This window comes from Spectribacter acetivorans (assembly GCF_031846305.1).
GTDB classification, from domain to species: Bacteria; Pseudomonadota; Gammaproteobacteria; order Nevskiales; family Salinisphaeraceae; genus Spectribacter; species Spectribacter acetivorans.
In genome coordinates this window covers 88,010-114,682 of sequence record NZ_JAVRHY010000005.1, presented here as the reverse complement: position 1 = coordinate 114,682, position 26,673 = coordinate 88,010, and the positions used below count along the sequence as shown (strand labels likewise).

Below are 26,673 nucleotides of genomic sequence, written 5' to 3'. Positions count from 1 at the left end.
TCACGCCACCGTCCCCGACCGCTCGGTCCCTGTCGTCTCGACTGCCCTGCTTGACGGCATGCGGGCCAGAACCTTGAGCAACCCGTTGACTTCCAAAATCAGTGCGATCGCGCCGTCGCCGGTCACCGCCGCGCCGGAGAGTCCACCGATATCCTCCAGCAGTGCACCCAGCGGTTTGATGACGACTTCCTCGCGGCCCTGGACGGCATCCACAATCAGGCCGCGACGCTCCCCGCCGGCGCCGACGATAACCACATGGCGGGTTGCCTCGTGGGGGTGACAGCCAAGCCAGTCCGCCAGATCATGGATTGGTAGTTCGGCGTCCGGGAGCATGAGCACGCGACGGTTTTCCGCCACGCGCATGCGAGCCGGGTCCAGGGCGATGACATCTCCCACGGTGGCCAGGGGAAAGCCGATGATCCGGGGCCCCACCGAGGCCATGAGCGTGGGCAGGATCGCCAGCGTCAGTGGCACGCGGATCTCCATGGTGGTGCCCCGGCCCGGCTCGGAAACAATCTCGACCTGGCCGGCCAGCGACTCGATCGCCGACTTGACCACGTCCATGCCCACGCCGCGGCCCGACACGTCGGATACCGCGTCACGGGTGGAGAAACCCGGCATGAAGATGATTCGCAGGCATTCCGCGATCTCCATGCGGGCTGCCGTCTCGCGATCGATAACCTGACGCTCCACCGCCTTGGCGCGCAGCACGTTGGCATCGATGCCCGCACCGTCGTCGGCGATGCTCACCAGAATGTGGTCCCCGGCCTGCACCGCGCTGATGGTCAGCCGGCCGGCCCGCGGTTTGCCCATCCGCTGACGGGTCGTCGGGTCCTCGATGCCGTGATCCACGGCGTTGCGCACCAGATGCACCAGCGGATCGGCCAGTGACTCCACCAGGTTCTTGTCCAGCTCGGTGTCGTCACCGACCAGCTCGACCTCCACTTCCTTGCCCAGCTTGCGGGCCAGATCACGGACGATCTTGGGGAAGCGGGCGAAAACACGACCAACCGGTTGCATGCGGATCTGCATCACCGATAACTGCAGACTCGACGTCACGCCATCCAGCGCCGAGATCGCCTTGTCCAGTTCGGAGGATGCGGCGTCGGTACGCCTGGCCTTGAGCCGGTTGCGTGCCAGGACCAGTTCGCCGACAAGGTTCATCACCCGATCCAGGCGTCGGGTCTCGACCCGCACGCTGGTCTCGGCCGCCTTGAGCGGTGCCTGAACCCGGGCCGGCGATGGCGCCGCCGCACCGGCGGGGGGGGCAACCGGCGGGGAATCGGGGGGCGCGACAACCGCCGTGGGAGCCGGTGGCGTTCCCCCGTGCAGCTGGTCGAGCAGGGCCTCGAATTCATCCTCGGTAATGGTGTCCTCGCCGGCTGCGGGTGATTCAGCCGCCGGCGGCGACATGCCCGCCAGCCAGTCGGATACGGCAGCCTCGGTGGGATCCACCGCCGCATCGGTAACGTGTTCTTCCTCAGTCGAAGACGGGGCAGCTACCGGTGCGGGGGCCAAAACCGGCGCCGGGGTGTGCCGGGCGCCAGGTGGTTTCAGGGCCGCCAGCAGGGCCGGGTCAGCCAGTGGCGGCGACTCACCGGCCTGCACCGCATCGAGTTGCGACTGCAGGGTTTCCAGTGCCGCGGACAGGGCGTCAACCATTTCCGCCGTCACCGCATAGCTGCCGCTGCGCAGACCATTGCAAAGCTCTTCCGCGCGGTGACAGACGTCCACCACGGCGTCCAGCGCCATGAAGCCCGCCCCGCCCTTGACGGTATGAAACGCACGGAATACCGCGTTCAGGCGGGCCGGATCGGCATCGTGTTCCAGGCCGAGTACGTCGGCCTCCAGGCCATCGAGCAGCTCTCCGGCCTCGGCCAGGAAATCCGCCAGCAGTTCCGGATCGGCAGCCATCTAGAGACCCAGGTCTTCCAGCAGCTTGTCCGCGTCGCCCTGGCTGGCACCGACGTCGATGCCCGCCAGCCGCGGGCCATGGCCGCGGGTAACGCTGTCGACCAGGGGTGCGCCCACGACTCTTGCGGCATCGATACCCGCGTGAGCCAGCAGCGCCGCAAGTGCGTTTTCCACTTCCCGCAGCAGACCGATCACCTTCTTGATGGTCTGCCCGCACAGGTCCTGATAGGCCTGAGCCTCGGCGATACCGTTGAGATGGTCACGCAGCCGCGCCGTGGCGGTACGCACGAGGTCGGCGTTGGGCTGGATGGCCTCGATCAGCCGCAACTCGGCCTTGCCGGCCTCGGTGAGGTCGAGCGTGCGCATGGCCGCGTCCTCGCTCATGTGGATCACCGCCTCCAGCCGGCTGCACATATCCGGCAGATCCCGGTCCGCCGCTTTGGCCAGCGGCGCGTCCAGCGCCAGCCGGCTGAGGCCCTCATGCAGCCCCCGGGTGATCTGGGCCACATCCACCAGCAGGCTTTTCTCCGCCGCTGGCTTGAGCGCCAGCAGCGCCGCATGGATGTCGCCATCGCTGCCAGCCTCGATCGCCGCCAGCAGATCACGGGCCCCGGTTGCCAGGGCCTCGCGGCCCGGCTGACTCATGCCGCAGCCCCGATACGCTCGAAGATGCGGTCGATCTTCTCCTTGAGAGTGGCCGCCGTGAACGGCTTGATGATGTAACCGTTCACGCCGGCCTGGGCGGCGGCCACGATCTGGCCCTTGCTGGCCTCGGCCGTCACCATCAGAACCGGCAGGCTGGCCGTGGCTGCCTCTCCACGAATGGTCTGCAACAGTTCCAGCCCGCTCATCTGCGGCATGTTCCAGTCCGTGACCAGGAAGTTGTACTGGCCGGTGCGCAGCATCGGCAGCGCCTCCTGGCCGTCCTCGGCTTCGCTGATGTTGTGGTACCCCAGATCGCCCAGCAGATTCTTGACGATGCGGCGCATGGTGGGAAAGTCGTCGACCACCAGGATCTTCATGGATTTGTTCATGTCATCACCTCATTGACACGGCGCGCCGGGCCCTCGGATACCGCGGCGATATGGCTGCGCAGACGCAGCAGCGCCTGACCCAGCAGTTGGGATACCCGCGAGTAGCTCACCCCGATGACCTCACCGATTTCGGTCTGGTTGAGCTCTTCGTCGTAGTACAGGGAAATGATCAGCTGCTCGCGTTCGGGCAACGCCGCAATGGCCTGCGCGATGTGCTCGCGCATGTCCCGATCAGCCATCTGATCGAGCGGGTCGGCATCCTCGGCGGCAAACTCCAGCGGCTGACCGTCGTCGTGATCGGTAGCGCCCAGGGTCAGGACGTTGGCGCTGGCCGCTTCCGCGGTCATGCGCGCGTATTCCAGGGCGTCGATGCCGAGTTCGGCGGCCACTTCGCTGTCGCGCGCGGCCCGTCCTTCCCGCTGTTCGATCTGGCGCATGGCGCGCGCGGCCTCCCGCATGCTCTTGCGCACCCGCCGCGGGGTCCAGTCGTTGCGGCGCATCTCGTCCACGATGGCGCCGCGGATGCGAATGCCGGCGTAGGTTTCAAAGCAGGCACCATGGCCCGACTCGAAGCTGCGGGCGGCCTCCAGCAGGCCGAGCATGCCGATCTGGATCAGGTCATCCAGCTCGACGCATGCTGGCAGGCGGGCACGCATGTGCAGGGCGATGCGACGCACCAGATCGCGGTGGCGTGTGACCAGATCGCCGGCCTCGGCCTGGCCACAGGCCCGATACTCGCCGACCGCGCTCATGCGCCCACCAGGGCCGGCGCCGCCGGACTGCGTCCGAGCAGGCGCTCCACGAAGAACTCCACGTTTCCGCGCGGGCCACCCGGGGGCTGCCAACTGCTGACCTGTTCACCGATCTTGTCGAAGGCGAGGCTGCTCGGCGCACCCGGGTAGGCCTCGACCACCGCCCGCTGCTGGCGCACCGCGCGGCGCACGGCTTCGTCGTGAGGTACGGTGCCGAGAAAGTGCAGGGTGACGTCCAGAAACCGGTCCGCCACACGACACAGATGATCAAAAACCTGGCGTCCGTCCGCGGCGCTTCTCACCGCATTGGCGACCACCTGGATACGGCCGATGCCGTAGTCACGCGACAGCACCTTGATCAGCGCGTAGGCATCGGTGATCGAGGCCGGTTCGTTGCAGGCCACCACCACGACTTCCTGGGCAGCCTGGGCCAGGGTGACCACCGAGCCGGAAATGCCGGCGGCGGTATCCACCACCAGCGTATCCAGATCGTCGCTGAACTCACTGAATGCCTGGACCAGGCCGACCAGTTGGGCGCGGTCCAGCTCGGCCATGCGCTGCCGGCCGGACGCCGCGGGCACCACCTTCAGGCCCATCGGCCCCTCGAGCAGAATGTCGGCCAGACCAACCCGGCCCTCCATCAGGTGGGCGAGGTTGTAGGTCGGCTGCAGACCCAGCAGGACATCGATGTTTGCCAGGCCCAGATCCGCATCCATGAGCATGACCCGCTGACCCTGTCGGATCAGGGCCAGGGCGAGATTGAGCGAGACGGTGGACTTGCCCACCCCGCCCTTGCCGCTGGCCACGGCAATGACCCGGACGGGCCGGTGGGGATGGAGACGGATCAGCCCGGCCGCCTGGCCGGCCACGGTATTGGAATCAGGCGCACGCATGCACGATTTCCTCGGTGACGAAACTCTGGGGTTCCGGGCATTCGCGGGCCGCGCGCAGCGCGCGCAGGATGAGATGATCGGGGCGCTCCCGATGCAGGTCCTGAGGCACCTGCTGGCCGTCGGTGACATAGGCCACCGGCAACTGGCTGCGAACGACGGCGGACAGGGCGCCGCCAATGCGGGTGGCCTCGTCCATCTTGGTCAACACGCAGCCAGACAGCGGCGTGGCACGGAATCGCTCTATCACCTGCTGCAGGTCGCGCCCGTGGGCATTGGCCGCCATCACAAGGTAGGTCCGCAATCGATCACGGGCGCCTTCCAGCATCCCCAGCTGGGCGGCGAGGCGCGTATCGCGCGGACTCATGCCGGCGGTGTCCACCAGCACCAGGGTCCGTTCCGCCAGCCGCGACATGACGGCGGCCAGATCGGCCTTGTCGTCGGCGGCAAACACCGGAATGCCCAGCATCTGGCCGTAGCTGAACAACTGCTGCCGCCCGCCGACGCGCATGCTGTCGGTGGTCACCAGCGCCACATCCCGCAGGCCGTGTCGCTGGGTATAGCGCGCGGCAAGCTTGGCAATCGTGGTGGTCTTGCCCACCCCGGTCGGGCCTACCAGGGCGATCACGCCACCATCCTGCAAGGGATCCCGGCGCGGCACGGGGATTCGCTGACGCAACAGGCTCAGTGCCTTGACCGGGCGGCGACCGTCACCGGGTTCCGGCAGGGCCTCGGCGATTTCCCGGGCCAGCGTCGAATCCACGCCGATACCAGCCAGTTCACGAACGGCTTCGGCCCGGTGCGGTTGACGCTGACACCAGTCGCGAGAAATAAGCGAACCGACCTGACGCTCGAGCAGACTGCGGACATTGTCGAGATCGCGCCGCACCTCGGCCAGATGCGGATCCTGGGCCCAGACGATACGCTGGGCTGACGGATTGCCGTCGGCCGGCGCCGGCGCCTTGTCGGCCCGGTTGCCGACATCGGCAGACGGCGCCTCGCGCCGGGGTGCGGCCGGTTGCGACCCAGCTGCGGGCGCGCCGTCAGGGGCGGGCCGGTTCTGCTGCAGCGCCTGGTGCACCAGCGACTCGTCGTAATCCACCGCCGCGACCACCTCCACGTGGTCGTCGACCCGCCGGCTGGAGAGGATCACCGCATCCGGCCCCTGTTCTTCCCGGACCCGGCGGATCGCCGCCCGCATGTCCGTTTCCACGAAACGCTTGATTTTCATCAACTTCTCCTCGGCGACCCTTGCCCCGGCCCTAGCCGGTGACGGAGTCGGTCATGCGAATCTGCCGATCCGGCGGAATCTCGTTGTAGGCCAGAACGTGCAGCCCCTTGACACTGTTGCGGATGAAACGGGCGAGCATGCCGCGCAAGCCTGCCGGTACCAGCAGTACCGCCGGCCTGCCGGCGGTTTCCTGGCGCTGGGTGAACTGCTTGAGCGCGTCGTGCATGCGTTCCGCGAGCCCCGGTTCGATGGCGTGCTGACTGTCCTGGAGGGACTGGTGCAACATGCGTTCCAGGGGCTCGGCCAGGGTCGCCACCGGTAATTCAGCTTCCATGCCGTTGATTTCCTGGACAATCTGCCGGCCAAGCGCGACGCGCACTGCCGCCGTGAGGGTGACGGGATCCTGACTGGCGCCACCGTGGGCTGCCAGCGCTTCGGCGATGCCGCGCATGTTGCGTACGGATACGCCCTCTTCCAGCAGGCTGCCGAGCACCTTGACCACCACCGACAGCGGCAGGAGCTTGGGCACGAGGTCCTCGACCAGCCTGGGCGCGGCGCGCGCGAGGTTGTCGAGCAGATGCTGCACTTCGTCATGGCCGAGCAATTCGGCGGCATGGGTGCGCAGTGCCTGACTGAGATGGGTGGCGATCACCGTGGTCGGGTCCACCACGGTCCAGCCGTTCTCCTGTGCGCTGTCGCGCTGACCGGGCTCGATCCAGTAGGCGGGCAGACCAAAGGCCGGGTCCCGCGTCTCGATACCCTCAACCGGCCCGAATACCTGGCCCGGGTTGAGAGCCATCTCGCGGTCGACACGGACCTCGCCAGCGGCCACCGGCACCCCGTGGATGGCAATGCGATACCCCTCGGGCGGCAACGACAGGTCGTCGCGGATGTGGACCGGGTGCATCAGGAATCCGAGTTCCTGGGTGAGCTTCTTGCGAACGCCCTTGACCCGACCCATCAGCTCGCCACCCTGCCGGCTGTCGGCCAGCGGGATCAGCTTGTAGCCGACCTCCAGGCCGATGACATCGTCCGCCGCCACGTCATCCCAGCCCAGTTCGCGCGGTGTCTGCGGACCGCTGTCGACCGGCTCGTCATTGCGCAGGGTTTCGGCCTGCCGGCGGCGGTGGAGCAGATAGGCCGCGCCACCGGCTGCCGCAGCCAGCGTGAGAAATGCCAGGTTGGGCATGCCGGGGATCAGCCCCAGCACCAGCAGCACGCCCGCCGTCACCAGCAGCGTCCGCGGGGAACTGAAAAGCTGGCCCACCATCTGGGCACTCATGTCCTGGGGCTGGGACATGCGAGTGACCAGAATCGCAACCGAAGTGGACAGCAGCAGCGCCGGTACCTGGGCCACCAGCCCATCGCCGATGGTCAGCAGCGTATAGACCTGCAGGGCCTCGCCGGCCGGCAATCCGCGTTGCAGCATGCCGATGGCCAGACCACCGAAAATGTTGATGAACAGAATCAGCAGGCCGGCAATGGCATCGCCGCGCACGAACTTGCTGGCGCCATCCATGGAGCCGTAGAAATCGGCTTCCTGGCGGACCTCTTCGCGACGCGCGGCCGCCTCCTCACGGGTCAGGGAACCGGCGTTGAGATCGGCGTCGATAGCCATCTGCTTGCCCGGCAGGGCATCCAGCGTGAAGCGGGCGCTGACTTCCGAGATGCGCTCGGCGCCCTTGGTCACCACCACGAAGTTGATCAGCGTGATGATGGCGAACACCACCAGACCCACGGCGTAATCACCGCCGATCACGAACTCGCCGAAGGCCTGGATGACCTGGCCGGCGGCATCCGGGCCGGTGTGACCCTCTAGCAGTACCACGCGGGTTGAGGCCACGTTCAGGGCCAGCCGCAACAACGTGACCATCAGCAGGACCGTGGGGAAGGCGGTGAAATCCAGCGGCCGCATGACATAGATCACTGCCAGCAGAATGGCGATGGCCAGCGCGATGTTGAAACTGAAGAAGGCGTCCAGCGCAATCGGCGGCAGCGGAACCACCATCATCGACAGCATCACCAGCAGCATGACCGGCACGCCCAGGCCGCGCGTGAGCCAACCCCGCAGGGCGAAAATGCGGGTCAATGGCGAAGAGGCGACGGCGTCGGCCATGGATTACTCCGGTGAGGGTGCGCCCGCCGGCGCATCAGGCAGATCGAATCGGGGCAGATCGGGTCCCGGCGTACCCGGCCGATGTGCCCGCAACTGGAAGACATAGGTCAGCAACTGTGCGACCGCGGTGTAGAGCATCACCGGCACGTCCTGGCCCACGTCCGCCGAGGCATACAGGGCGCGGGCCAGCGGCGGTGCGGACACCATCGGCACCCGATGCTGGATCGCACGCTCGCGAATGCGGGCAGCCAGATGGTCGGCCCCGGTGGCAACCACCCGGGGCGCACTCATGGTGTCGGGGTCATACTTCAGCGCCACCGCGAAGTGGGTCGGGTTGGTCACCACCACATCCGCCGTGGGCACGTCCTCGAGCATGCGACGCCCGGCCGCCGCCTGCTGCAGCTGGCGCTGCCGTGACTTGACCTCCGGCTTGCCCTCGGTGTCCTTGAGTTCGTCACGGACCTCCTGCCGGGTCATGCGCAATTCCTTGGTGTGCTGATGGATCTGCACCGGCACATCCACCAACGCGATCAGGGCCAGCCCGCCCAGCAGCCATAATCCGAGATATAGGCATAGCTGCAGGCCGCGCACGATGCCGCTGGCCGCGGGGGCCACGGACAGCTGCAGGAGTTCGTCGCCGTAGACGGCGACATAGAGCACGGTGATCCCGCCGAGCACCGCGAACTTCAAAAACGCCTTGCCGAGTTCGGTCAGGCTGCGGGCGGAAAACATGCGCTTGATCCCCTGCAGGGGGTCGAGGCGACTGCCCTTGGGCGCGGTGGCCTTCCAGCTGAAATTCCACCCGCCCAGCAGTAGCGGCGCGGCAATTGCCGCCACCCCGGTCATCACCAGCAGCGGCACCATCAGCCAGAGTCCCTGGGCCAATCCGGCCGCGAGTCCCTCGGTCAGAGCATGACTGTCGAGTGCATCCGCACGATCCAGACGCAGGCCACCGGTCAGCAGGGCCAGGGCCTGATGCCCCGCCCAGCCGCTGAATCCCCCCATGCCGAGCATGCCGGCCGCCACCAGCGCCAGCGCGCCCAACTCGCGGGAGCGGGCAATCTGGCCTTCCTTACGAGCATCACGGCGCCGCTTCGGCGTCGGCGCCTCGGTGCGTTCGGCGGCAGGTTTTTGTTGTGCCATCGGATCAGACGCCGATGAACGCAGCGATGAAGGCCCAGGCCTGCTCGAGACGACGCTCGAACACCACCGCCATCGCATCCAGCGTCATCGGCAGCACGGCCAGCGCGAACAGCAGGGCAGCAGGCAGGCCGATGGCAAACAGATTCAGACTCGGCGCCGAACGGCTGATGATGCCGAAGGACAGGTTGACCACCAGGATCGCCAGGGTCGCCGGCAGGGCAATCTGCATGGCCCCGGCAAATAGGTGCACGCCGTAGTCGGCAACCGCCCGGGCCACATCCGGGGTGAAGCCGATGGCGCCGACCGGCAGGGTATGAAAACTGGTGGCAACAAAGCTGATCAGCGCCAGGTGGCCGCCCAGGGCGAGAAACAGCAGCGTGGTGAGGATCACGAAATACTGGCTGACCACGGGCGTCTGGACGCCGCGCAGGGGATCCACCAGCGTGGCAAATCCCAGACCCGCGCCCATGGCAATGACCATGCCGCCCAGGACGATGCCCTCGAATACCAACTGCAGGACAAACCCCATGGTCAGCCCGATGAGCATCTGTTGCAGTACCGCCGTCCACCAGGCGACCGAAAAGGTGACCAGAACCGGTGGCGGCGGCAGTATCGCCATCAGCGCGATGGTCACCGCCACGGCCAGGGTCAGACGGGCACGCGCCGCGATCATCCGCGAACCGAACACCGGCGCGGCGATGGTCATGGCCCCAACCCGAAGAAAGGGCCAGAAGAACGCGTTGACCCAGGCGGCAAGCTGCTCAACGGTGAAGCTCACCCCAGACGCTCCGGGATCATGAGAATCAGCTCACGGGTGTAGTCGACCAGCACCCGCAGCATCCACGGCCCGGTGGCCACCAGCACCGCCGCCATCGCAAGCAGCTTGGGGATGAACGACAGCGTCATCTCGTTGATCTGGGTTGCGGCCTGGAACACACCGATGATCAGGCCCACTACCAGGGCGGTAATCAGCAGCGGCGCGCCGATCAGCAGCGCCAGGGTCAGCGCGCCACGACCGAACTCGATCACCTCATCCGGACTCATTGATAGAAGGTCCCGGCGAGGCTGCCCATCACCAGCGCCCAGCCGTCCACCAGCACGAACAGCATGATCTTGAACGGCAGGGATATGAGCATCGGCGAGAGCATCATCATGCCCATGGACATGAGCACGCTGGCTACCACCAGATCGATGACCACGAACGGGATGAACAGCATGAAACCGATCTGGAAGGCAGTGGTCAGCTCACTGGTGACAAATGCCGCCAGCAGCACCGGAAACGGCACGTCCTCGCGGCTGGCATAGCCCTCCGGCTGACCGGCCAGGTCCGCAAAGGTGTTGAGACTGGAGGTTCGGGTCTGATCGAGCATGAAGGCCCGCAGCGGCGTCACGCCCACCGATACCGCTTCCTCGGCGGGGAGGCTGCCATCCAGATACGGGGTGACGGCATCGTCGTAGATGGTCTGCAGCACCGGCGCCATGACGAACAGCGTCAGGAACAGGGCGAGGCCGACCAGAATCTGGTTGGAGGGGGTCTGGCCGGTGCCCAGGGCGTGCCGCAGCAGACCCAGCACGATGACGATGCGGGTGAACGAGGTCATGGTAAGCAGCATTGCCGGCAACAGCGTGATCGCCGTCATCGCCAGCAGCACCTGCAGTGACAGGGAGTAGGTCTGCCCACCCTCGCCGTTGCCGGTAACCGTCACCGCCGGCAACGCCTGGGCCGAGACCAGCGTCGGCAGTACCAGCAACGCCAGAACCATCAGTCCGGGCAGCATCCGCCTCATGGGTTCTGACTCCGGCCACGCAGCCGCGCCAGCAGATCGCCGAAGCTGGCCGCTTGCGGCACTGCCGCGGCGGGTGGTGCATCCAGTTCGGCCAGAGTGCGGACGCTGCCGGCGGCCACCCCCAGCAACAGGGTTCGCCCGCCCGCTTCGACCACCACCACCCGCTCCTTGGCACCGACGGCCGCCGCGGCATGGATCCGGATGCCGCCACTGCGCGCACCGATGCCGCCATGTACCCGGCGCAACAACCACAACACCGTCAGCATTGCCGCCAGGACCAGCAGCAGCGAGAGCAGGACCTGCCCCCAGCCAACCAGGGGCATGGCGGCACTGCCGGCCGCCTCGGTTGCAGCTTCCATGATCAGCGCAGGTTGCGGATGCGTTCGGCAGGGCTGACCACATCGATCAGACGCACGCCGAACTTGTCATTCACCACCACCACTTCCCCGTGGGCCACAAGGGTGCCGTTGACGTAGACGTCCAGCGGCTCTCCGGCGGCGCGGTCGAGTTCCACGACCGACCCCTGGTTGAGCTGCAACAGGCTGCGGATTGGCAGCCGCGTACGCCCCACCTCCATCGACAGCGTGATCGAGACGTCGAGGATGACGTCGAGATTCACATCGCCGTTCTCGGCAGCGGACGAGTGGGCGTGGCCATCCTGCTCGTGCAGTTCATCGAAATCGGCCCTGGCCACATCGCTGCGGGCCTTGCCGTTGGGCTGGTCGGTGACGGTGTTGTCCATGGAGTTCATCGCTCTAGTGAGTGGTGCGTTGTGCCGGCGGATCACGCCGGATCACGCCTTTGATTTGCAGGGCGTTGTTGCCGCGGGAGTTACCGAACTGGCAGCGGAAGGTAGGAATGCCCTCCACCTGCAGCGCCACTTCGGGCGGGAGATCGATGGGCAGGATGTCGCCGGCCTTGAGTCGCACCAGCTCGCCCAGCCTCATGCGCTTGGTCAGAAGCACGCTCGACACGTCCACCTCCGCGTCCTTGATCTGCTCGCGCAGCGCAGCCGCCCAGCCCTCGTCGCGTTCCTTGCGATCGCTCTGGATGCCGGCATCGAGAAGCTCGCGGATCGGTTCCAGCATCGCGTAGGGCAGCGTCACGTGGACCTGGCCGCCGCCACCCTCCAGTTCGACGTGGAAGCGGCTGACCACAACTACCTCGGACGGGCTGACGATGGTGGCCAGATGGGGATTCATTTCCGACTGGACATGCTCGAACTCGATATCCATCACCGGTGCCCAGGCCTCGATCAGGTCCGTGAAGGCCTTGTCGAGCAGCAGGCGCACGACCCGCATCTCGGTGGGCGTGAATTCGCGGCCTTCGATCTTGGTCTGGTATCGCCCGTCACCGCCGAAGAAGTTGTCGACCAGCGTGAACACCAGCCTGGGCTCGAACACGATCAGCGCAGTGCCGCGCAGGGGCCGTACGCGAACCATGTTGAGATTGCTGGGCACGTAGAGGGTCTGCAGATATTCGGCATATTTCTGGTTTTCGACGCCCACCACGTTGAGTTCGGGCGAACGCCGAAGCATGTTGAACAGAGAGATGCGGAACGCCCGGGCAAAACGCTCGTTGATCATTTCCAGCGTGGGCAATCGGCCACGCACGATGCGATCCTGGGTGGCAAGGTCAAATTGCTGTACCTCGCCCGGCCGGGACGGCACCGGATCAGTGTCGACCGCACCGCTATCCACGCCGTGGAGCAGCGCGTCGATCTCGTCCTGGCTGAGAATTTCCTCGTCACTGGAAGCCATTACTGCATCACCATGCTGGTGAAGTAGAGGGCCTCGACCGCGCCGGTTTCGCCGGCGTCGGCCAGTACCTTGCGAACCTCGTCGAGGGCAGCTGCCTGAAGCGCTTCCTTATCGGCGCGGGTCGCCAACTCCTCGAAGCGCCGGCTTCCCAGCAACAGCAGGAGCCGATTTCGGATCACCGGGAGATGGGTTTCCAGGGCCGCCACCATCTCCCCGTGCCGCGTCATCACCTCGACCTCGGTCTGCAGAAACCGCATGGCCTCGTCGTCGGCGAGATTGACCACGAACGCGTCACCCAGTGACACGTAGTAGGGGTTGGCGAGCGGAGGCGTTGCCTCGTCGGCCGTCTCGGCAGCGGCCTGATTGGCCAGCGCAAACCACCAGAAGGCGGCACCCGCCGCCGCCAGAGCCAGCAACGTGGCAAGACCGCTCACAATCAGAATCAGACCGCCCCGCTGGCGAGATCGCGGGCGGAACGAGGGACGAACATGTCGGGGCATCGGGCCAGGCAGTGAAGAAGTGTGGGATGACAAGGAGCAACCCCTGTGCCAGGCCTTGTGGGTGCGTTTTATATTTTTAATCAGATGGTTATGCGGGCACGGATTTCGGACGCCAAATACCCGTCCCGGCGGTCGGCAGCGCCGCCAAAAAACCGGCGTCAGGCGTAGAGGTCGATCAGGCCTTGCGCCGTCGCCGGATCCGCACCGGTGGCGACATCGCCCGGGCTCGGCGTCAATGCCGGCTCGGAAACGGGGGTGCCATCGTGCCGTGGCGCTGCCGGTTCACCCGGCTGCCGCCGCGCCCCGTGTCCCTGGTCACCGACCGCGGTTTCGCCCAGCTGCAGGCCCTGATCCGCCAGCATCTCCCGCAACCGCGGCAGGGCCGACTCGATCGCTTCGCGGGCCGCCGGGTTCGCCGACTGGAATTGCAGGTTGACCTGATCCCCATCCAGCTGCAGCTGGATCCGCAGCCGACCAAGGTCGGCGGGCTCCAGCATCAGCTCGATCTGCTGGTCCCCTCGCTGGACCGCGACGAAGACCTGATCGGAGAGGGCTTGCGGGGTCGGCGGCGTTCCGCCCGGGGGCAGCGGCAGTGCCGCGGCGGGTACCGGAACCGATAGCGAAGTACTCGACAGGGAACCGACCATGAGGCCGGCCGTGTCAGCCGACGATACGACAACGGCCTGACCGGGAGGATCACCGACCGGCCGTCGGAGCAGAAGATCGGCGAACGCGGCCGGGGCAGGATTGCGAGAGGCCTGTGGCGGCGTGCCGAGCGCCGGATTCGCGAAAGAATCCAGCGCAGGCGCCGCGCGGCGGGTAACCTCGATGCCGACCGGCAACTGCCGGGAGTCGGCCTGCCCGCGCCCTGATCCGGTCGGGGCCGTGGCATCGGTGGTCGTCGATGCCACAGGTGGCATCGATGTCTCAGCGGCCCCGATCCAGCGCCCTGTGACACCGGCTTCCGGTAGCGGCATCGTGGACGAGCCTTGGCGAGCCGAGGCCACCGTCTGAGATCCCGCGGTGGCAGTCAGTGGCGGTGCCTCGATTGCCGCACGATCCTCGGCAGAAATTCCGGTAACGCCAGGTAAGTGCGGCGAAACGCCTAACGCGTTGTCCGGTGTGACAGAGATGGGGGCACCGGTCACGCCGGGAACCGGTGACGGAACCACTGACGGGTCATCCCGTACAACGGCAAACTCGTCGGCGCCAGCGCCGCTAGCATCCGGGATCGGCTGAGCCGGGGCGCCCGGCTGTCGTAATGCCCCGGCGTCCGCGGGACCGGCGAACGCCGCAAACAGTGCGCCGAACAGCCCGCCGCCCGTATCGGATACCCGCGTGTCATCCCCCGGCGACGTCGTCCGGGTGCCTTGGGCGCCTGTCGGCAGTGACGACTGGATCATGCTCAACCGCCGACCAGCGCCGGTTGCCCGAAGCGCTGCACGGCCTGCTCGTCGGCCATCTTCTGCTCGAGACCCAGCCGGCGAATGCGGGCGGTGTCATGGGCCCTGTTTAGCAGCGTTTCCACCCGGCGGGCATCCTGGCGCTGCCCTTGCCAGCACCCATGGGCTTCGGACTCCCGGGCCCTGGCGGCATCCACGACCTGCATCTGCATCTCGACGGCCTGTTGCAGCCGCGCCATGAATGCACGCTGATTGGCCAGCAGCACGGGAGAGGCAGCACGGCCTTCGGCCGCGGCGCTGGCCCGATATTCATCGAGATACTGCTCCAGTTCCTGCAGCCGGCCGGCCTGTCGCGCGGCCTCGCCGCGACTGTGTCCCAGCTCCGTCACGGCCTGCCGGACACGCTCGCCGGCCAGTCGACCCAGTGTGGCGAGCTGTTGTTCACGTTGCTGCATGATGATCATCCCCTTCCTTGGTAATGAATGGCGTATCGGCCGACGGGCCGAATAACCCCCGCAGGTCGATCACGCTCTGGCGCATGTCCGCGGCTTCCTGCCGCGTTTGGGTGAGATAGGTCTCCAGCGCCGGCCAGGCGCGGATGGCGGCGTCGATCTCGGGATCGCTGCCGGCCTTGTAGGCACCCAGCTGGATGAGATCCCGGTTGGACTGATAGCGGCTGTAGAGCCGCCGGAAACTGGCGGCTGCCTGCTGCTGCTCGGGACGGGTAATATCGCTCGCCAGGCGGCTGACCGAAGCCTCGATATCAATGGCGGGGAAACGACCGCCTTCGGCGACGCGCCGCGACAGCATGATATGGCCATCCAGAATCGCCCGGGCGGTATCCGCGACGGGGTCATGCGGATCGTCACCTTCGGTCAGGACGGTGTAGATCCCGGTGATCGAGCCACCACCGGGACCGGTTCCGGCCCGCTCGACCAGCATCGGCAAGCGTGCGAACACCGAGGGCGGATATCCCCGCGTGGTCGGCGGTTCACCCACCGCCAGTCCGATCTCCCGCTGCGCCTGGGCAAAGCGGGTCAATGAATCCATCAGCAGCAGTACCTGCCGGCCCGTGCTGCGAAAGTACTCCGCGATGGCGGTAGCCAGCCACGCCCCGCGCAACCGCATCAACGGTGTGCGGTCAGCCGGGGTGGCCACTACCACCGAACGCTGCATGTGATGGGCACCCAGCACGCTGTGGACGAAATCGCCCACTTCACGGCCGCGCTCGCCGATCAGCCCGACTACGATCACGTCGGCCTCGGTCTGCCGCGTCATCATGCCCAGCAGTGTGCTTTTGCCAACCCCACTGCCGGCGAACAGACCCACGCGCTGCCCCCGGCCCAGTGTCAGCAGGCCGTTGATGGCGCGCACACCGACATCCAGCGGTTGCCGGATCGGCGGTCGCATCAACGGGTTGATGGGTTCGCCCATCAGCGGGACACGGTGTTCGGTCACGGGCATGGGTCGGCTGTCCAGGGGACGGCCCTCGCCATCGATCACCCGCCCCAGAAGGCCTTCGCCCACCGGCACCAGCGCGCCGCGCGGCATGGGCAACACCCGGGCATTCGGCACGACACCGCGCAATTCGCCCGTGGGCATGAGATAGGTACGATCGCCGGCGAAGCCGACCACTTCCGCCTCCACGCCCTCACCATCGCCCATGTGGATGCGGCACCGCCCGCCGATCTGCAAACGGCAACCGGTGGCCTCCAGTGTGAGGCCGACGACCCGCTGCAGCAGCCCTTCGGCGGTAAAGCCGGCCGACAGCGGCAGCTGCCCCCGGGCAGCCAGCCGGCCGGCCAGAGTGGTACCCGTCATGGAAACGGGCCCGGTCATGCCCCGGCCAGGAGTTGTTCGCGGATGCGGTCCAGCCGGGTCTTCAGGCTGCCGTCCACGACCGTGCTGTCGGTTTCCAGGCGATTTTCGCCCGGGCCCAGCGCCGAATCCGTCATCAGGCGCACGGGCGGCATCGCGGGATCGGCGTCCAGCGCCGTCCGGATGCCGTCAAAATCCGTGGCATTCACGTAGAGACGCACCTCGCGCTCGCCGTGACCCAGCGTGTCGAGCGCCAGCCGGGCCAGTCGGATCGGGGTGTCGGCATCGGTGGCAAGGGCATGACCGAACAGCGCGCCGCCGATCTCGCCGGCCAGCCAGACCAGCGCGGCCTCGACATCGGCATCCAGATCGGCCAGCGGTCGCTGCAGCCGCGTGAGTGCGGTCCGCAAGCGCGCCGCCTCCGCGGCCATCGCGGCGCGGCCGGCTTCACGGCCCTGGTCGAGGCCGGCCTGATAGCCCTCATCGCGGGCAGCATCGGCAATGGCATCGAGTTCCGCAGCACTGCGCGGCCGGCGGTTGCGATCTGCCAGCAGTGGCATATCCCAGCGAACGGCGGCGTCAGACATAGGTTTCGCCTCCACCGCCCAGCATGATTTCACCGTCGTCGGCCAGGCGGCGGGCGACGTTGAGAATCTCCTTCTGCGCACCCTCTACATCCGCCAGGCGCACCGGCCCCTTGGTTTCCATGTCCTCGCGCAGGATTTCGGCCGCACGCTGGGACATGTTGTTCATCAACTTCTCCGATACCGCCGGCTCGGCCCCCTTCAGGGCCAGCGCCAGCGTGTCACCACCGATCTCGCGCAGGAGCCGCTGAATGCCCCGGTCGTCGATTTCCACCAGGTTGTCGAACACGAACATCAGTTCCTGGATGGACTCACCCAGACGCTGGTCGAGTTCGGCAATACGGGCCATTAACCCCTGTTCCTCCGTCGAGTCGAGCAGATTCATGATGCTGGCGGCGACCTTGACACCCCCGACGCTCGAGGACTTGATGTTGTCGTGGCCGGCAAACTGCCGTTCCATCAGCTCGTCGAGTTCGCGCAGCGCATTGGGCTGGATGCCGTCCAGGGTTGCCACCCGCATCACGATCTCGGCACGCGAGCGCTCTGGCAGCAGGCTGAGGATGCTTGCCGCCTGATCGCTGTCCAGATAGCTGAGCACGATGGCAATGATCTGCGGATGCTCGTTGCGGATCAGTTCAGCGACCTGCCGCGTATCCATCCACTTGAGCGCATCCAGCCCCTTGCTGTTGCGTCCCAGCAGGATGCGGTCGATCAGGCTGCCGGCCTTGTCCTCGCCAAGCGCGTTGACCAGAACCGTGCGCACGTAGTCCTCGGCGCCCACACCCAGCGAGGTCTGTTCGTTGAGGGTGGCGCAGAACTCGCCAAGCACGCCGGCAGCACGTTCGCGGCTGACGTTGGAAAGCGTGGCCATGGCCGTTCCGACTTTCTGTACGTCCTTGGCACCCATGTGCTTGAGGACCTCGGCGGCCTCCGCCTCGCCCAGCGACATCAGTAGAATCGCCGCCCGCTCGGGCCCGGGGATTCTGGTTGCGGCGACTTCAGCCATCCTGTTTCACCCACGTTTGAACCACTTGCGCCACTCGCTTGGCGTCATTGCTCACGGCCTGTCTGGCCAGCATGAGCTGCTGCTCGTAAGGCCCGTCGGACACCGCCGCGGCAGCGGCCGCGCGCGGGCCCGACAGTGTCAGCCGGTCGTTGCCGAGTTCGTCTTCGACCGGCGTCACGTTGCGCATGGCATTGAAATTCGGCTGGGAAAGAATCTGCCGCAGCACCGGCCGTAACACCGCGAACAGCAGGATCAGCACCAGCAACCCGCCCATGATCTGCCGCCCCCAGTCACGCAGCGCCGGGCTCTGCCAGATGGGTGCGGCGGGCACATCGGAGATCTCCGGCGACACGAACGCCGCGTTCATCACGCTCACGGTATCGCCCCGCTCGGCGTTGAAGCCGACCGCGTCACGCACCAGGCTCTCCAGGCGCGTGATCTCGGCGTCGGTCAGCGGTACCGATTCGGTGACGCCCTGTGCATTGGTCCGCGGCACGTTGTCCACCAGCACCGCCACGGACAAGCGCTGTATATCACCGCTGGCATTCCGGGTATGGCTGATCGTGCGATCCAGCTCGAAGTTACGGGTGCTCTCGCGGCGGACGCTCTGCGTGCCGGCAGCCTCGCGACCTTCGGCGCCGGACTCCGGCGGCTGGTTGCTGGTCGCCCCCGGGATGCCGCCGGCAATACCGTTGGTACCGCCGTTATCACTGTTTTCGAGAATCTGCTCGCTGCGGATGGCCTCGGGCTTCGGCTCGAAGTTCTCGCTGGTACGCTCGGTCACCGAGAAATCCATGTCCACCGCCACCTCGGCGCGCACCCGACCCGCCCCGGTCACCGGGGTGAGCAGGGACTCGACCCGGTCGGCATAGCTGTCTTCCACCCGGCGCAGGTAATCGAACTGGGTGGCGGACATGGCAACGCGACTGTCGCGCTTGCCGCCATTGAGCAGGCGGCCCCGTTGATCCACTACGGTGACGTCGTCGGCGGCCATATCGGTTACGCCCGAGGCCACCAGATTGGCGATGGCTGCGATCTGGTTGTCGGTAAGACTGCGGCCCGGGTGAAGATCCAGGAACACGGAGGCGCTGGCCGCCTCGCGCTCGCGGGCGAAAGCAGTGCGCTTGGGCGTCGCCAGATGGATGCGTGCGCTGTTGACCGGCTGCATCGCACTGATCGTGCGAACCAGCTCTGTCTCCAGGGCATGCTGATAACGGGCGTTCTCCATGAACTGGCTGACACCGAAGCCCTGGCTCTCGGCCATCATTTCAAAGCCGCTGCCACTGCCGCTGGGCAATCCCTGCTCGGCGAGCTTGAGTCGGGCGGTGTGCAGCTCACCGGCCGGAACCGAGACAGTCCCGGCGGCGCTCAGGCGATGACTGATGCCGGCGGTATCCAGGCTCTGGGTGACGGCCGCAACGTCCTCGCTGCCCAGACCCCCGTAAAGAGTCACGAAAGCCGGCTTCTGTGCCCAGAAGAATATGAACAGCCCCACCGCGACCGCCGCAGCCAGCCCGGCCAGCAGCAGGGTTTGACGTACAGCGGGTTGAGCCGCGACATCCTGCAGGGTGTAATGCTTGAGGTCAGCCATGGCCACGCTATACCGGCATGTTCATGATGTCCTGGTACGCACTGACCAGGCGGTTGCGAACTTCGGTAGCGGCGCGAAACGCCACCTGGGATTTGCCGCTGGCCAGCATGACTTCGGACAGCGACACCGAGTCGTCCCCCATTTCAAACGCCGTCTTCAGCGTCGAGGACTCTGACTGCGTTCGGTTGACCTCGGCGAGGGCATTGCGAAGTACGTCGCCGAAGCCCGTATGTGCCGCGCCGGCAACGCCGGCGCCGGTTTCGGGACCGCCCGCGGCAGCACGCAGATTCCGCATCTGCGTGAGCACGCTATCAACATCGATTCGGGTCATCTCAAGGCTCTCGATCCGTTTCCCGGAGACTTGTTGCAAGCCCCGTGCCGCAGACTAGGTTGATTAGAATCAATTAGTTATATAAACGTCTCGGCTGGTGCGCCGGAATTACGTCGCGCCCGATGACTGCAGATCGTACTTGCGGACCTTTTCCGCCAGCGTGGTGCGCCGCAGGTGCAGCAGATCCGCGGCATGGGCGATCACGCCGTTGGTCTTGTCGAGCGCTGCCTGGATCAGCGATACCTCCACGCTGGCCATGTGCGCTTTCAGGTCGATGCCCTCCGGCGGCAGGGTGGCGGGCGCCTTCGGCGTTGTACCCGGCTCGGTGCGGCGCTGATAACGCGGCGGCAACCGGTCCTCGTCGACGTGTTCGTCGGGATACAGCACCGCAAGCCGTTCCAGCAGGTTCGACAGCTCCCGGATGTTGCCCGGCCATGCCCCCGTGCCCAGTGCTGCCAGCGCCGCCGGTGTCAGGGTGACCGAGGCCCGGCCATTGGCGCGGTGGCACCGGTTGATCTCGTCAATCAGGATGCCCAGGTCCGCAAGCCGTTCGCGCAGCGGTGGCAGTTCGATGGGGAATACGTCCAGGCGGTAGTAAAGGTCCTCGCGGAAACTGCCCTGCTTGATCATGGCTTCCAGATCGCGATGCGTGGCGGCAATCAGCCGGACATCACAACTGCGTGGCTCGTTGCCACCCACACGCTCGTAGCTACGTTCCTGCAACACCCGCAACACCTTCACCTGCATGGGCAGGCTCATGTCACCGATCTCGTCGAGGAACAGCGTGCCGCCTTCGGCCATTTCGAAGCGGCCCTCGCGACGGCTGATGGCACCCGAGAAGGCCCCTTTTTCGTGGCCGAACAGTTCCGATTCCAGCAACTCGGACGGAATCGCCGCACAGTTGACGGCCACGAACGGACGTTCGCGCCGCGGGGATTGCTCGTGCACGGCATGGGCCACCAGCTCCTTGCCGGTGCCCGATTCACCGCGAATCAGAACCGTGGCGTTGTGGCCGGCAACCTGGCTGACCAGTTCACGAACCCGGCGCATGGTCGGAACGTCCCCGGTGATGCCGCTGGGAACCCGATCGCGTTGGGCCTCGCGCCGCCGCCGGGCATCCACCCGGCACAGGATGTCGGCCAGTTCCTGATAACGGATAGGCGTGCCGATACGCCAGCATGCCTCGGGCTCCAGATCGAGATCGGCCCCCGTCTGTTCCGGCAGGAACAGCACCGGGGGATGCCGGGGGTCAGCCCGCAGCCATCCGGCCACGGTCGGCATCAAACGATCGTCGCCGGCACGACCCAGCACCACCGCAACCCAGTCGCGCGGTCGCGCCGCGCCTGACGGCAAATCGGCCAGCGTGTTGATGCGGACGGGTTGATAGTCGATGAATTCGAAGGCGCTCGCCAGGCTGGCGGCACGATCGGCATCGGCGTCGATGATCAGAATACGGGCGTGACTCATAAAGGATTCGGCCTGGTTATGTAATTTTTCTAGAGCAGAACGGCTGGCCTAACAGGCGGCAATGCGCTCGGCGGCAGGCGGTATGCCCAGCAGTCCGCGATACTTGGCGATGGTTCGCCGGGCCACCTTGATACCGCGCCGTGCCAGCGCGGCCGCGACATCGCCGTCGCACAGCGGGCGGGCTCGATCCTCGCCATCAATCATGTCCTGCACCATCGCCTTCACACCGTTGCCGCAGACGCCCTCACAGGCCTGACCGCCCACCTGGGCGGAAAAGAAGTACCGCAGGTCGAAGGTGCCGTGCGGGGTCTCGACGGTCTTGTTGCGGACCACCCGAGAGATCGACGACTCATGCATATCGATGGCCTCGGCGATCTCGCGCAGGGTCATGGGACGCAGTGCGGTTTCACCGCGATCCAGGAAATCCCGCTGGCGCGCGAAGATGGCCTCGGCCGTGCGCAACAGGGTGTCGCGTCGCATGGCCACGCTGCGCAGCAGCCAGCGGGCTTCCCGCAACTGGTCACGCATCGCGCTGGCGCCACGACTCTCGCCGCAGCCCTGCAGCCAGCCTTCGTAGGCGGCGTTGACCCGCAGTTGCGTGCGATCACTTTCCAGCAGCCGGACATGCCAGTCGTTGCCATCGCCTTCGACGCGCAGTTCCGGCACACGCAGTTCCGCGATGCTCGTTTCCGCTCCCGGCTTGGGGTCCAGACTGCGAACCAGAGCGAGCGCCGTGGCGATCTCGTCGGCCGTCACGCCGACCACTCGCGCCAGATCGGCATTGGTGGAAGTCGGGATCGTGGCCAGGTGATCGGCGACCAGAACAAGCGCAACAACCCGCCCCGGCTCATTTTGCGGAAGCGATTCCAGCTGGCAGGTCAGACATTCGGCGAGGGTGCGGGCCCCGATACCTGCCGGCTCCAGCCGCTGGACACGTGTGAGCACCGCTTCCAGCTCGGCCACGGACCAGCTCGGGTCATCGGCGGCGATATCCGCCAGGTCGGCCGCGAGATAACCGGCATCGTCAACCCGGTCGAGAATCGCTACGGCCATCGCCAGCTCACCGGGTGCGGGGAAGGCACCGGGCAGCTGGTCCATGAGCCGGGCCATCGGCATGACAGGCCTGTCCTCGATATCCGGTGCTTCACCATGCCCGGACTGGGGCCGCTCCCAGTTGTCATCGTCACCCGTCGCGGAGGCATCGTCCTCGGCGGTGTCCGCCTCGAGCATGACGTTGGTGTCCAGCGCCGCACGCAGCTGCTGCTCCAGTTCCAGACCCGACCACATCAGCATCTGGATGGACTGCACCAGTCTCGGGGTCATGGTGAGCTGCTGGCTCAGGCGAACTGCCATGGTCTGACGCATTGTCGTCTCCTGTTATCCCGCCGTGACGGGCGCCGCGACGGTTTTTTGGTCCCAACAGGGATATCGACGCCCGACCGGCAGGGACGTATCAGGAGAGTTCCGCGTTCTGTCAGGTTTTTCCTGACATCCGCGACGGATCGCCGTCAGCGGTCAGCGTCGAAATGGCGGATGGCGAACTGCAGGAGTTGGTGGCCACGACGAAATCCCAGCGCCCGCATCACCCGGGCGCGATGGGTCTCCACCGTCTTGACGCTGATACCCAGGTCCGCCGCGATCTCCTTGTTGGTGAGACCACGGCCCAGGCAACGCAGAATCTGGCGCTGGCGATTGGTGAAACGGGGTTCGCGGGGTTCCGTGCCGCCGTTGCGGCGGGTGAACTTGGAGACCATGCGGCCGGAAATATCCGGACTGACATACAGCTGACCGCGAGCCAGGGTATCCAGGGCGAGGCCGAGCTCTTCGGGCGCGGAGGCGCGCCCGAGGACACCGGCCACTCCGCGTTCGAACAACTGCCGCACTTCGGCACCGGGCCGGGCACCGCGCGCCACCAGCAGCGCGATGCCCGGATGATCACAACGCAACCGCTCGATCAGGTGCACCCCGGCATCAGCCGCAATACCGGTATTGAGCAACAGGATATCCGGGGCCTGGACCTCGGCCAGAGCGAGGGCTTCATCGACGGTTTCCGCCTCACCAACCACCACCACGGCCGGCAATGGTTCCAGCAGACAGCGCAGTCCGGCGCGGACCAGGCGCTCGTCGTCGATCAGACCAACCCGCATGTCCCCTCGGCCATTCCCGTTTGCCTTGTCCGTCAAATCACAATCCCGTTGCGGTTAATCAACCGGCGGCGCGGACCGCTCGCGGGCCACCGCACGACGATGCTGCCGAAAAATCCAGCGCTCCCAGGCCGCCAGCAGATCTCCCGTCCACTCGAACCGGGCATGCACTCGGAACTGGTCTGCCTCATCCTCGCATTCTTCGATACGGGCCGGCGCGCGGAGATCGTAGGCCAGATCGGGATGCAGGCGGATGATGATATCCAGGAGCTCACTCACGGCGGGCGGCGACGGTGTCGACCAGCTCGCCCCCGAACGGGTTAGCGTGAGCGGCACCCGGGGCGGCGGCGGCGAGCGATCGCTGATCAGCACACTGACCATTTCCATCAGCAGATCCAGCTTGTGGCTAAGCCGGTGGGTGACAGGATTGCCGTCGTCACCGGCATCCTCCTGCGATGCCTCCAGGCTCGCCACCACTTCCAGCAAGCGCAGGTTGCGTCGATAGCAGGAGTCCGTCTGCATCGTGTCCGTGACCCCGGCGCGCGGCACCCACTGCATGGGCAACGCCATGGTGCACACCGGCCCTTCGGCAGCAGCGCTCATGAGCGGGCAGTGTCCGCTTCGACATCCCGATAACCACGTGCCGCACCGCGACTTCGCTGATGCTGACGGAGTTCCGCAGCCACCGCGTCGCGGCGGGCCAACAGGTCCGGCAGACCGGCGGCGTCATCTGCGCGAATCCTGCTTGCCAGCTTGATCGCGTCCGTCCGGGACACCGGACTGCCGGGCCGGAACATGGCATGCAGCGCGTGATCGCGAGCCGTCAGACAAGCCAGCGCCTGCTCATGATTGCCAGCAATCAGTGCCGCCTGCATGTCGCCATGGGCCCGGCTCGCTTCCACCAGCACTGCCACGCTCATGAATCGGCCGGCACCGGCATGTCCTGCCAGGCCACACGGATCTCGGCGAGAAGATCACCCACTTCGCCGAGCCCGGTCAGATCCGAGCGACTGCCAGCCAGCAGCACCCGCCGCGACAGATAGTCATAGAGCGCCTCCAGCTGCCGGGCGATGTCGCCGCCGGCCTCGAAGTCCAGGCTGGCCCGCAGCTCGCCGAGAATGGCCAGCACCCGGCTCAGCGCGGCACCGCGGCCGGCGATGTCGCCACGCTCGATGCAGCCGCGGGCCTCGGCCAGCTTCTGGGCTGCTCCATTCAGCAGCAGACCGATCAGCTTGCGGGGACTGGCCTGCTCCACGCGGGCGTCCACGGCGACGGATTGATATTGACGGGCGGCGCCGGCAAAAGCATTCATGAGTGGTCTCCTTGGGTAACGGAATTATCGGCCGACCGGCGGGGGACAAGAGAGTCTTCGGCTCTAGCCGTCGCCCCGATTGACGCCGGGCAGTCCAGCCAGTTGCTGGGTAAGGAAGTTGCCGGTGGACTGCATCTGCGCCACCAGGCTGTCGAGGGCGGTGAACTGCGCCGTAAGGCGGGCGTTCAGACTCTGCATGCGGCGGTCCAGATCGCGCGAGCGATCCGCAATATCCTCGAGGCGCCCACTCAGCCCCTCGTTGCGGCCTTCGATCAGGCCGTCACTGCCGAGATAACGCTGCAGACCGGCGCTCATGGCGCCGGCCATGCCGGCGCTGCCTGTCAGGGCGGCACGCACGGCATCGGGATCGCTGTTCAGAGCACTGCCCAGTGCCGCCTTGTCGAGGCTCAGTGTGCCGTTCAGCGCGGTGGTGATGCCCAGATCCGCCAGGGTGCCAATGCCATCGACCCGGGTATCGCCGAGGATGCGGCGCATGCTCTGCGCGGCACCACGCAGCATGGCATCACCTACCAGCGCACCGCTACGATCACCACCGGGGTCCGCCCGTGTCACGGTGCTAACAGCCGCATTGAAGGTGTTATAGCGGTTGACCAGCGCAGCCATGGCTTCAACCACGGCTTGATCGTCGGCCCGGACAGCCACGTCGATCAGCTCACCTGGTGCGGCCTTCGACAGCGACAGGGTCACCCCGTCGAGCGCGCCATCGATGTTGTTGTCACTGGCGGTATGGAGAATCCCGTCGACGCGGACCTGAGCGTCCGCAGCGGCACTTATCTCGCTCATGTCGCTGCCGGCGCCGGGCGGGTAGCTCAGTGCGGCAAGCCCACCGTCACCGCCACTGGCCGTGACCGTCATGGTATTCCCGGTGCCCGCTCCCGCGGCGGTAAGCACGAGGTGCGCACCATCGTCACCCTGGATCACCGAGGCGCGCACACCCGGGTTGTCGACCGCGTTGTTGATCGCATCCCTGATGCCGGCAAGGCTGGCACTGGTGTCATCGATGGCGACGGTGAAGTCCGTGGTGCCGGCGGCGATCGTCAATGAACCGGTGCCCACGAAAGCGCCGCCATCGGCAAAGCCGCCCGAGGCGAGTTTCTGGGTCGATGCCAGCGCCAGCACCTCGACCTGGTAACCGCCCGGGGCGGTGCCGTCGGCCGCCGAAACCGACAGGATTTCGTCATTGGCGGAAGTCGCGAGTCGAGCACCGAAGGCGTCGCCGTCGACCAGACCGGCCAGCGCGTCATCCAGCCCCGACGCCACCGCCTTGAACGTGCCCAGCGCCGAAATCTGGGCGTCGATATCGGACTTTTGACGGGTGAGCCGCTGCTCCACCGGGGAGCGCTCGGCGGCGACCAGCTGCTGCACGATGCCGTTGATGTCCAGCCCGGACCCGATGCCCATCGAACTGATTCCCGCCATGCCGCATTCTCCTTGCGATGAGGTCTGTTGACTTTCAGGCCATCGTGTCCAGCACACGGGCATCCCCCGCCGCCAGACGACGAGCCACGCTCAGCACTTCTTCCGGCGGCAGCTGCCGCAGGACATCACCCGTTTGTTCATCGATCACCGACACGATCACCCGATTGAGGGTGTCATCCATCTGGAAGCGCAGCGCAGTATCCCGGCCGACCAGATCGGCGTTGATCATGGCCACGGCCGATCCCAGCGCCAGTTCAGACTCGGCCGGCCCGGCGCCGGCCCTGGGCGCTGCCAGCGGGCCGTTCTGCAGCGGGCGCGGGTCGCGCCATGGCCGATGCCAGTCGATTGCGGTCAGCGGTTCGATCGAATCAGTCATGCGTCGTTACCTCAACGTGAACGGCCAAAGCCCCGGGGCACCAGACTTGTCGCCTGCCGCCCCGGGGCTGTCAC

General features: G+C 66.5%; 30 protein-coding genes. All 30 read right to left on the bottom strand.

The features are described 5' to 3' along the window. Positions 1 to 1,914, bottom strand: a complete 1,914-nt coding sequence (locus tag RM531_RS07240) for a chemotaxis protein CheA (RefSeq protein ID WP_311658349.1) — start codon at positions 1,912 to 1,914, stop codon at positions 1 to 3. Further along, a complete protein-coding gene (locus RM531_RS07235) occupies positions 1,915 to 2,559 on the bottom strand; it encodes a protein phosphatase CheZ (protein ID WP_311658348.1) in 645 nt (214 codons plus the stop codon). It abuts the gene before it with no gap. Beyond that, positions 2,556 to 2,948 (bottom strand): chemotaxis response regulator CheY, encoded by a 393-nt coding sequence (gene cheY / locus RM531_RS07230; RefSeq protein WP_311658346.1) that lies wholly within the window; start codon positions 2,946 to 2,948, stop codon positions 2,556 to 2,558. Before cheY ends, RM531_RS07235 begins: the two co-directional genes overlap by 4 nt. Further along, positions 2,945 to 3,700, bottom strand: a complete 756-nt coding sequence (locus RM531_RS07225; RefSeq protein WP_311658344.1) for an RNA polymerase sigma factor FliA — start codon at positions 3,698 to 3,700, stop codon at positions 2,945 to 2,947. Before RM531_RS07225 ends, cheY begins: the two co-directional genes overlap by 4 nt. Then, positions 3,697 to 4,593: a MinD/ParA family protein gene (locus RM531_RS07220; RefSeq protein ID WP_311658343.1), complete on the bottom strand. Its 897-nt coding sequence runs from the start codon at positions 4,591 to 4,593 to the stop codon at positions 3,697 to 3,699. The genes RM531_RS07225 and RM531_RS07220 overlap by 4 nt, the downstream gene beginning before the upstream one ends. Continuing rightward, the gene (gene flhF, locus RM531_RS07215; protein ID WP_311658341.1) at positions 4,580 to 5,821 is read right to left on the bottom strand and encodes a flagellar biosynthesis GTPase FlhF; all 1,242 of its coding nucleotides are present in this window, start codon (positions 5,819 to 5,821) and stop codon (positions 4,580 to 4,582) included. Before flhF ends, RM531_RS07220 begins: the two co-directional genes overlap by 14 nt. Before the next feature lie 31 nt (positions 5,822 to 5,852). After that, positions 5,853 to 7,937: a flagellar biosynthesis protein FlhA gene (gene flhA / locus RM531_RS07210; protein WP_311658340.1), complete on the bottom strand. Its 2,085-nt coding sequence runs from the start codon at positions 7,935 to 7,937 to the stop codon at positions 5,853 to 5,855. Positions 7,938 to 7,940: 3 nt separating this feature from the next. Continuing rightward, on the bottom strand, positions 7,941 to 9,080 hold the full coding sequence (gene flhB / locus RM531_RS07205) for a flagellar biosynthesis protein FlhB (RefSeq protein ID WP_311658339.1): 1,140 nt from the start codon (positions 9,078 to 9,080) through the stop codon (positions 7,941 to 7,943). 4 nt (positions 9,081 to 9,084) lie between these two features. Then, complete coding sequence (gene fliR, locus RM531_RS07200; protein ID WP_311658338.1) at positions 9,085 to 9,858, bottom strand: flagellar biosynthetic protein FliR; 774 nt, start codon at positions 9,856 to 9,858, stop codon at positions 9,085 to 9,087. Continuing rightward, positions 9,855 to 10,124, bottom strand: a complete 270-nt coding sequence (fliQ, locus tag RM531_RS07195; protein ID WP_311651073.1) for a flagellar biosynthesis protein FliQ — start codon at positions 10,122 to 10,124, stop codon at positions 9,855 to 9,857. Before fliQ ends, fliR begins: the two co-directional genes overlap by 4 nt. Beyond that, on the bottom strand, positions 10,121 to 10,867 hold the full coding sequence (fliP, locus tag RM531_RS07190) for a flagellar type III secretion system pore protein FliP (protein ID WP_311658337.1): 747 nt from the start codon (positions 10,865 to 10,867) through the stop codon (positions 10,121 to 10,123). The genes fliQ and fliP overlap by 4 nt, the downstream gene beginning before the upstream one ends. Further along, positions 10,864 to 11,226: a flagellar biosynthetic protein FliO gene (gene fliO, locus RM531_RS07185; RefSeq protein WP_311658336.1), complete on the bottom strand. Its 363-nt coding sequence runs from the start codon at positions 11,224 to 11,226 to the stop codon at positions 10,864 to 10,866. Before fliO ends, fliP begins: the two co-directional genes overlap by 4 nt. A 2-nt stretch (positions 11,227 to 11,228) precedes the next feature. Then, positions 11,229 to 11,609 carry a flagellar motor switch protein FliN gene (fliN, locus tag RM531_RS07180; RefSeq protein ID WP_349255410.1) on the bottom strand — a complete coding sequence of 127 codons (381 nt, stop codon included), beginning with the start codon at positions 11,607 to 11,609 and terminating at the stop codon, positions 11,229 to 11,231. 13 nt (positions 11,610 to 11,622) lie between these two features. Continuing rightward, positions 11,623 to 12,627 (bottom strand): flagellar motor switch protein FliM, encoded by a 1,005-nt coding sequence (gene fliM / locus RM531_RS07175; RefSeq protein ID WP_311658334.1) that lies wholly within the window; start codon positions 12,625 to 12,627, stop codon positions 11,623 to 11,625. After that, complete coding sequence (locus RM531_RS07170) at positions 12,627 to 13,061, bottom strand: flagellar basal body-associated FliL family protein (protein ID WP_311658333.1); 435 nt, start codon at positions 13,059 to 13,061, stop codon at positions 12,627 to 12,629. The genes fliM and RM531_RS07170 overlap by 1 nt, the downstream gene beginning before the upstream one ends. A 224-nt stretch (positions 13,062 to 13,285) precedes the next feature. Then, a complete protein-coding gene (locus RM531_RS07165; protein WP_311658332.1) occupies positions 13,286 to 14,104 on the bottom strand; it encodes a flagellar hook-length control protein FliK in 819 nt (272 codons plus the stop codon). A 428-nt stretch (positions 14,105 to 14,532) separates the two neighbouring features. Beyond that, entirely contained in the window at positions 14,533 to 14,985 is a 453-nt protein-coding gene (fliJ, locus tag RM531_RS07160) for a flagellar export protein FliJ (protein WP_311658331.1), read from the bottom strand. Beyond that, positions 14,972 to 16,351 (bottom strand): FliI/YscN family ATPase, encoded by a 1,380-nt coding sequence (locus RM531_RS07155; RefSeq protein ID WP_311651080.1) that lies wholly within the window; start codon positions 16,349 to 16,351, stop codon positions 14,972 to 14,974. Before RM531_RS07155 ends, fliJ begins: the two co-directional genes overlap by 14 nt. 14 nt (positions 16,352 to 16,365) lie before the next feature. Then, positions 16,366 to 16,935, bottom strand: a complete 570-nt coding sequence (locus RM531_RS07150; RefSeq protein ID WP_311651081.1) for a FliH/SctL family protein — start codon at positions 16,933 to 16,935, stop codon at positions 16,366 to 16,368. Then, entirely contained in the window at positions 16,928 to 17,938 is a 1,011-nt protein-coding gene (gene fliG, locus RM531_RS07145; protein WP_311651082.1) for a flagellar motor switch protein FliG, read from the bottom strand. The genes RM531_RS07150 and fliG overlap by 8 nt, the downstream gene beginning before the upstream one ends. Further along, positions 17,931 to 19,529 (bottom strand): flagellar basal-body MS-ring/collar protein FliF, encoded by a 1,599-nt coding sequence (gene fliF, locus RM531_RS07140; RefSeq protein WP_311651083.1) that lies wholly within the window; start codon positions 19,527 to 19,529, stop codon positions 17,931 to 17,933. Before fliF ends, fliG begins: the two co-directional genes overlap by 8 nt. A 7-nt stretch (positions 19,530 to 19,536) precedes the next feature. Further along, positions 19,537 to 19,899: a flagellar hook-basal body complex protein FliE gene (fliE, locus tag RM531_RS07135; RefSeq protein WP_311658330.1), complete on the bottom strand. Its 363-nt coding sequence runs from the start codon at positions 19,897 to 19,899 to the stop codon at positions 19,537 to 19,539. 69 nt (positions 19,900 to 19,968) lie between these two features. Further along, positions 19,969 to 21,327 carry a sigma-54 dependent transcriptional regulator gene (locus tag RM531_RS07130; RefSeq protein WP_311651085.1) on the bottom strand — a complete coding sequence of 453 codons (1,359 nt, stop codon included), beginning with the start codon at positions 21,325 to 21,327 and terminating at the stop codon, positions 19,969 to 19,971. Positions 21,328 to 21,375: 48 nt separating this feature from the next. Then, positions 21,376 to 22,692 carry an RNA polymerase factor sigma-54 gene (gene rpoN, locus RM531_RS07125; RefSeq protein WP_311651086.1) on the bottom strand — a complete coding sequence of 439 codons (1,317 nt, stop codon included), beginning with the start codon at positions 22,690 to 22,692 and terminating at the stop codon, positions 21,376 to 21,378. Between the two features lie 143 nt (positions 22,693 to 22,835). Continuing rightward, the gene (locus RM531_RS07120; protein WP_311651087.1) at positions 22,836 to 23,474 is read right to left on the bottom strand and encodes a LuxR C-terminal-related transcriptional regulator; all 639 of its coding nucleotides are present in this window, start codon (positions 23,472 to 23,474) and stop codon (positions 22,836 to 22,838) included. A 54-nt stretch (positions 23,475 to 23,528) separates the two neighbouring features. Further along, the gene (locus RM531_RS07115; protein ID WP_311651088.1) at positions 23,529 to 24,074 is read right to left on the bottom strand and encodes a PilZ domain-containing protein; all 546 of its coding nucleotides are present in this window, start codon (positions 24,072 to 24,074) and stop codon (positions 23,529 to 23,531) included. Beyond that, positions 24,071 to 24,391, bottom strand: a complete 321-nt coding sequence (locus tag RM531_RS07110; RefSeq protein WP_311658328.1) for a hypothetical protein — start codon at positions 24,389 to 24,391, stop codon at positions 24,071 to 24,073. Before RM531_RS07110 ends, RM531_RS07115 begins: the two co-directional genes overlap by 4 nt. Then, positions 24,388 to 24,783 (bottom strand): flagellar export chaperone FliS, encoded by a 396-nt coding sequence (fliS, locus tag RM531_RS07105; protein ID WP_311658327.1) that lies wholly within the window; start codon positions 24,781 to 24,783, stop codon positions 24,388 to 24,390. The genes RM531_RS07110 and fliS overlap by 4 nt, the downstream gene beginning before the upstream one ends. A gap of 63 nt (positions 24,784 to 24,846) precedes the next feature. After that, positions 24,847 to 26,223, bottom strand: coding sequence for a flagellar filament capping protein FliD (fliD, locus tag RM531_RS07100; RefSeq protein ID WP_311658326.1), 1,377 nt, complete (start codon positions 26,221 to 26,223; stop codon positions 24,847 to 24,849). A gap of 34 nt (positions 26,224 to 26,257) precedes the next feature. After that, positions 26,258 to 26,599, bottom strand: a complete 342-nt coding sequence (locus RM531_RS07095; RefSeq protein ID WP_311658325.1) for a flagellar protein FlaG — start codon at positions 26,597 to 26,599, stop codon at positions 26,258 to 26,260. Positions 26,600 to 26,673: the final 74 nt, after the last annotated feature.

Bases quoted from the DNA above. Each gene is read 5' to 3' on its own strand.
- RM531_RS07240 (WP_311658349.1), bottom strand. From the start codon at position 1,914: ATGGCTGCCGATCCGGAACTGCTGGCGGATTTCCTGGCCGAGGCCGGA.
- RM531_RS07235 (WP_311658348.1), bottom strand. From the start codon at position 2,559: ATGAGTCAGCCGGGCCGCGAGGCCCTGGCAACCGGGGCCCGTGATCTG.
- cheY (WP_311658346.1), bottom strand. From the start codon at position 2,948: ATGAACAAATCCATGAAGATCCTGGTGGTCGACGACTTTCCCACCATG.
- RM531_RS07225 (WP_311658344.1), bottom strand. From the start codon at position 3,700: ATGAGCGCGGTCGGCGAGTATCGGGCCTGTGGCCAGGCCGAGGCCGGC.
- RM531_RS07220 (WP_311658343.1), bottom strand. From the start codon at position 4,593: ATGCGTGCGCCTGATTCCAATACCGTGGCCGGCCAGGCGGCCGGGCTG.
- flhF (WP_311658341.1), bottom strand. From the start codon at position 5,821: ATGAAAATCAAGCGTTTCGTGGAAACGGACATGCGGGCGGCGATCCGC.
- flhA (WP_311658340.1), bottom strand. From the start codon at position 7,937: ATGGCCGACGCCGTCGCCTCTTCGCCATTGACCCGCATTTTCGCCCTG.
- flhB (WP_311658339.1), bottom strand. From the start codon at position 9,080: ATGGCACAACAAAAACCTGCCGCCGAACGCACCGAGGCGCCGACGCCG.
- fliQ (WP_311651073.1), bottom strand. From the start codon at position 10,124: ATGAGTCCGGATGAGGTGATCGAGTTCGGTCGTGGCGCGCTGACCCTG.
- fliP (WP_311658337.1), bottom strand. From the start codon at position 10,867: ATGAGGCGGATGCTGCCCGGACTGATGGTTCTGGCGTTGCTGGTACTG.
- fliO (WP_311658336.1), bottom strand. From the start codon at position 11,226: ATGGAAGCTGCAACCGAGGCGGCCGGCAGTGCCGCCATGCCCCTGGTT.
- fliN (WP_349255410.1), bottom strand. From the start codon at position 11,609: ATGGACAACACCGTCACCGACCAGCCCAACGGCAAGGCCCGCAGCGAT.
- fliM (WP_311658334.1), bottom strand. From the start codon at position 12,627: ATGGCTTCCAGTGACGAGGAAATTCTCAGCCAGGACGAGATCGACGCG.
- RM531_RS07165 (WP_311658332.1), bottom strand. From the start codon at position 14,104: ATGCCGCTACCGGAAGCCGGTGTCACAGGGCGCTGGATCGGGGCCGCT.
- fliJ (WP_311658331.1), bottom strand. From the start codon at position 14,985: ATGCAGCAACGTGAACAACAGCTCGCCACACTGGGTCGACTGGCCGGC.
- RM531_RS07155 (WP_311651080.1), bottom strand. From the start codon at position 16,351: ATGACGGGTACCACTCTGGCCGGCCGGCTGGCTGCCCGGGGGCAGCTG.
- RM531_RS07150 (WP_311651081.1), bottom strand. From the start codon at position 16,935: ATGTCTGACGCCGCCGTTCGCTGGGATATGCCACTGCTGGCAGATCGC.
- fliG (WP_311651082.1), bottom strand. From the start codon at position 17,938: ATGGCTGAAGTCGCCGCAACCAGAATCCCCGGGCCCGAGCGGGCGGCG.
- fliF (WP_311651083.1), bottom strand. From the start codon at position 19,529: ATGGCTGACCTCAAGCATTACACCCTGCAGGATGTCGCGGCTCAACCC.
- RM531_RS07130 (WP_311651085.1), bottom strand. From the start codon at position 21,327: ATGAGTCACGCCCGTATTCTGATCATCGACGCCGATGCCGATCGTGCC.
- rpoN (WP_311651086.1), bottom strand. From the start codon at position 22,692: ATGCGTCAGACCATGGCAGTTCGCCTGAGCCAGCAGCTCACCATGACC.
- RM531_RS07120 (WP_311651087.1), bottom strand. From the start codon at position 23,474: ATGCGGGTTGGTCTGATCGACGACGAGCGCCTGGTCCGCGCCGGACTG.
- RM531_RS07115 (WP_311651088.1), bottom strand. From the start codon at position 24,074: ATGAGCGCTGCTGCCGAAGGGCCGGTGTGCACCATGGCGTTGCCCATG.
- RM531_RS07110 (WP_311658328.1), bottom strand. From the start codon at position 24,391: ATGAGCGTGGCAGTGCTGGTGGAAGCGAGCCGGGCCCATGGCGACATG.
- fliS (WP_311658327.1), bottom strand. From the start codon at position 24,783: ATGAATGCTTTTGCCGGCGCCGCCCGTCAATATCAATCCGTCGCCGTG.
- fliD (WP_311658326.1), bottom strand. From the start codon at position 26,223: ATGGCGGGAATCAGTTCGATGGGCATCGGGTCCGGGCTGGACATCAAC.
- RM531_RS07095 (WP_311658325.1), bottom strand. From the start codon at position 26,599: ATGACTGATTCGATCGAACCGCTGACCGCAATCGACTGGCATCGGCCA.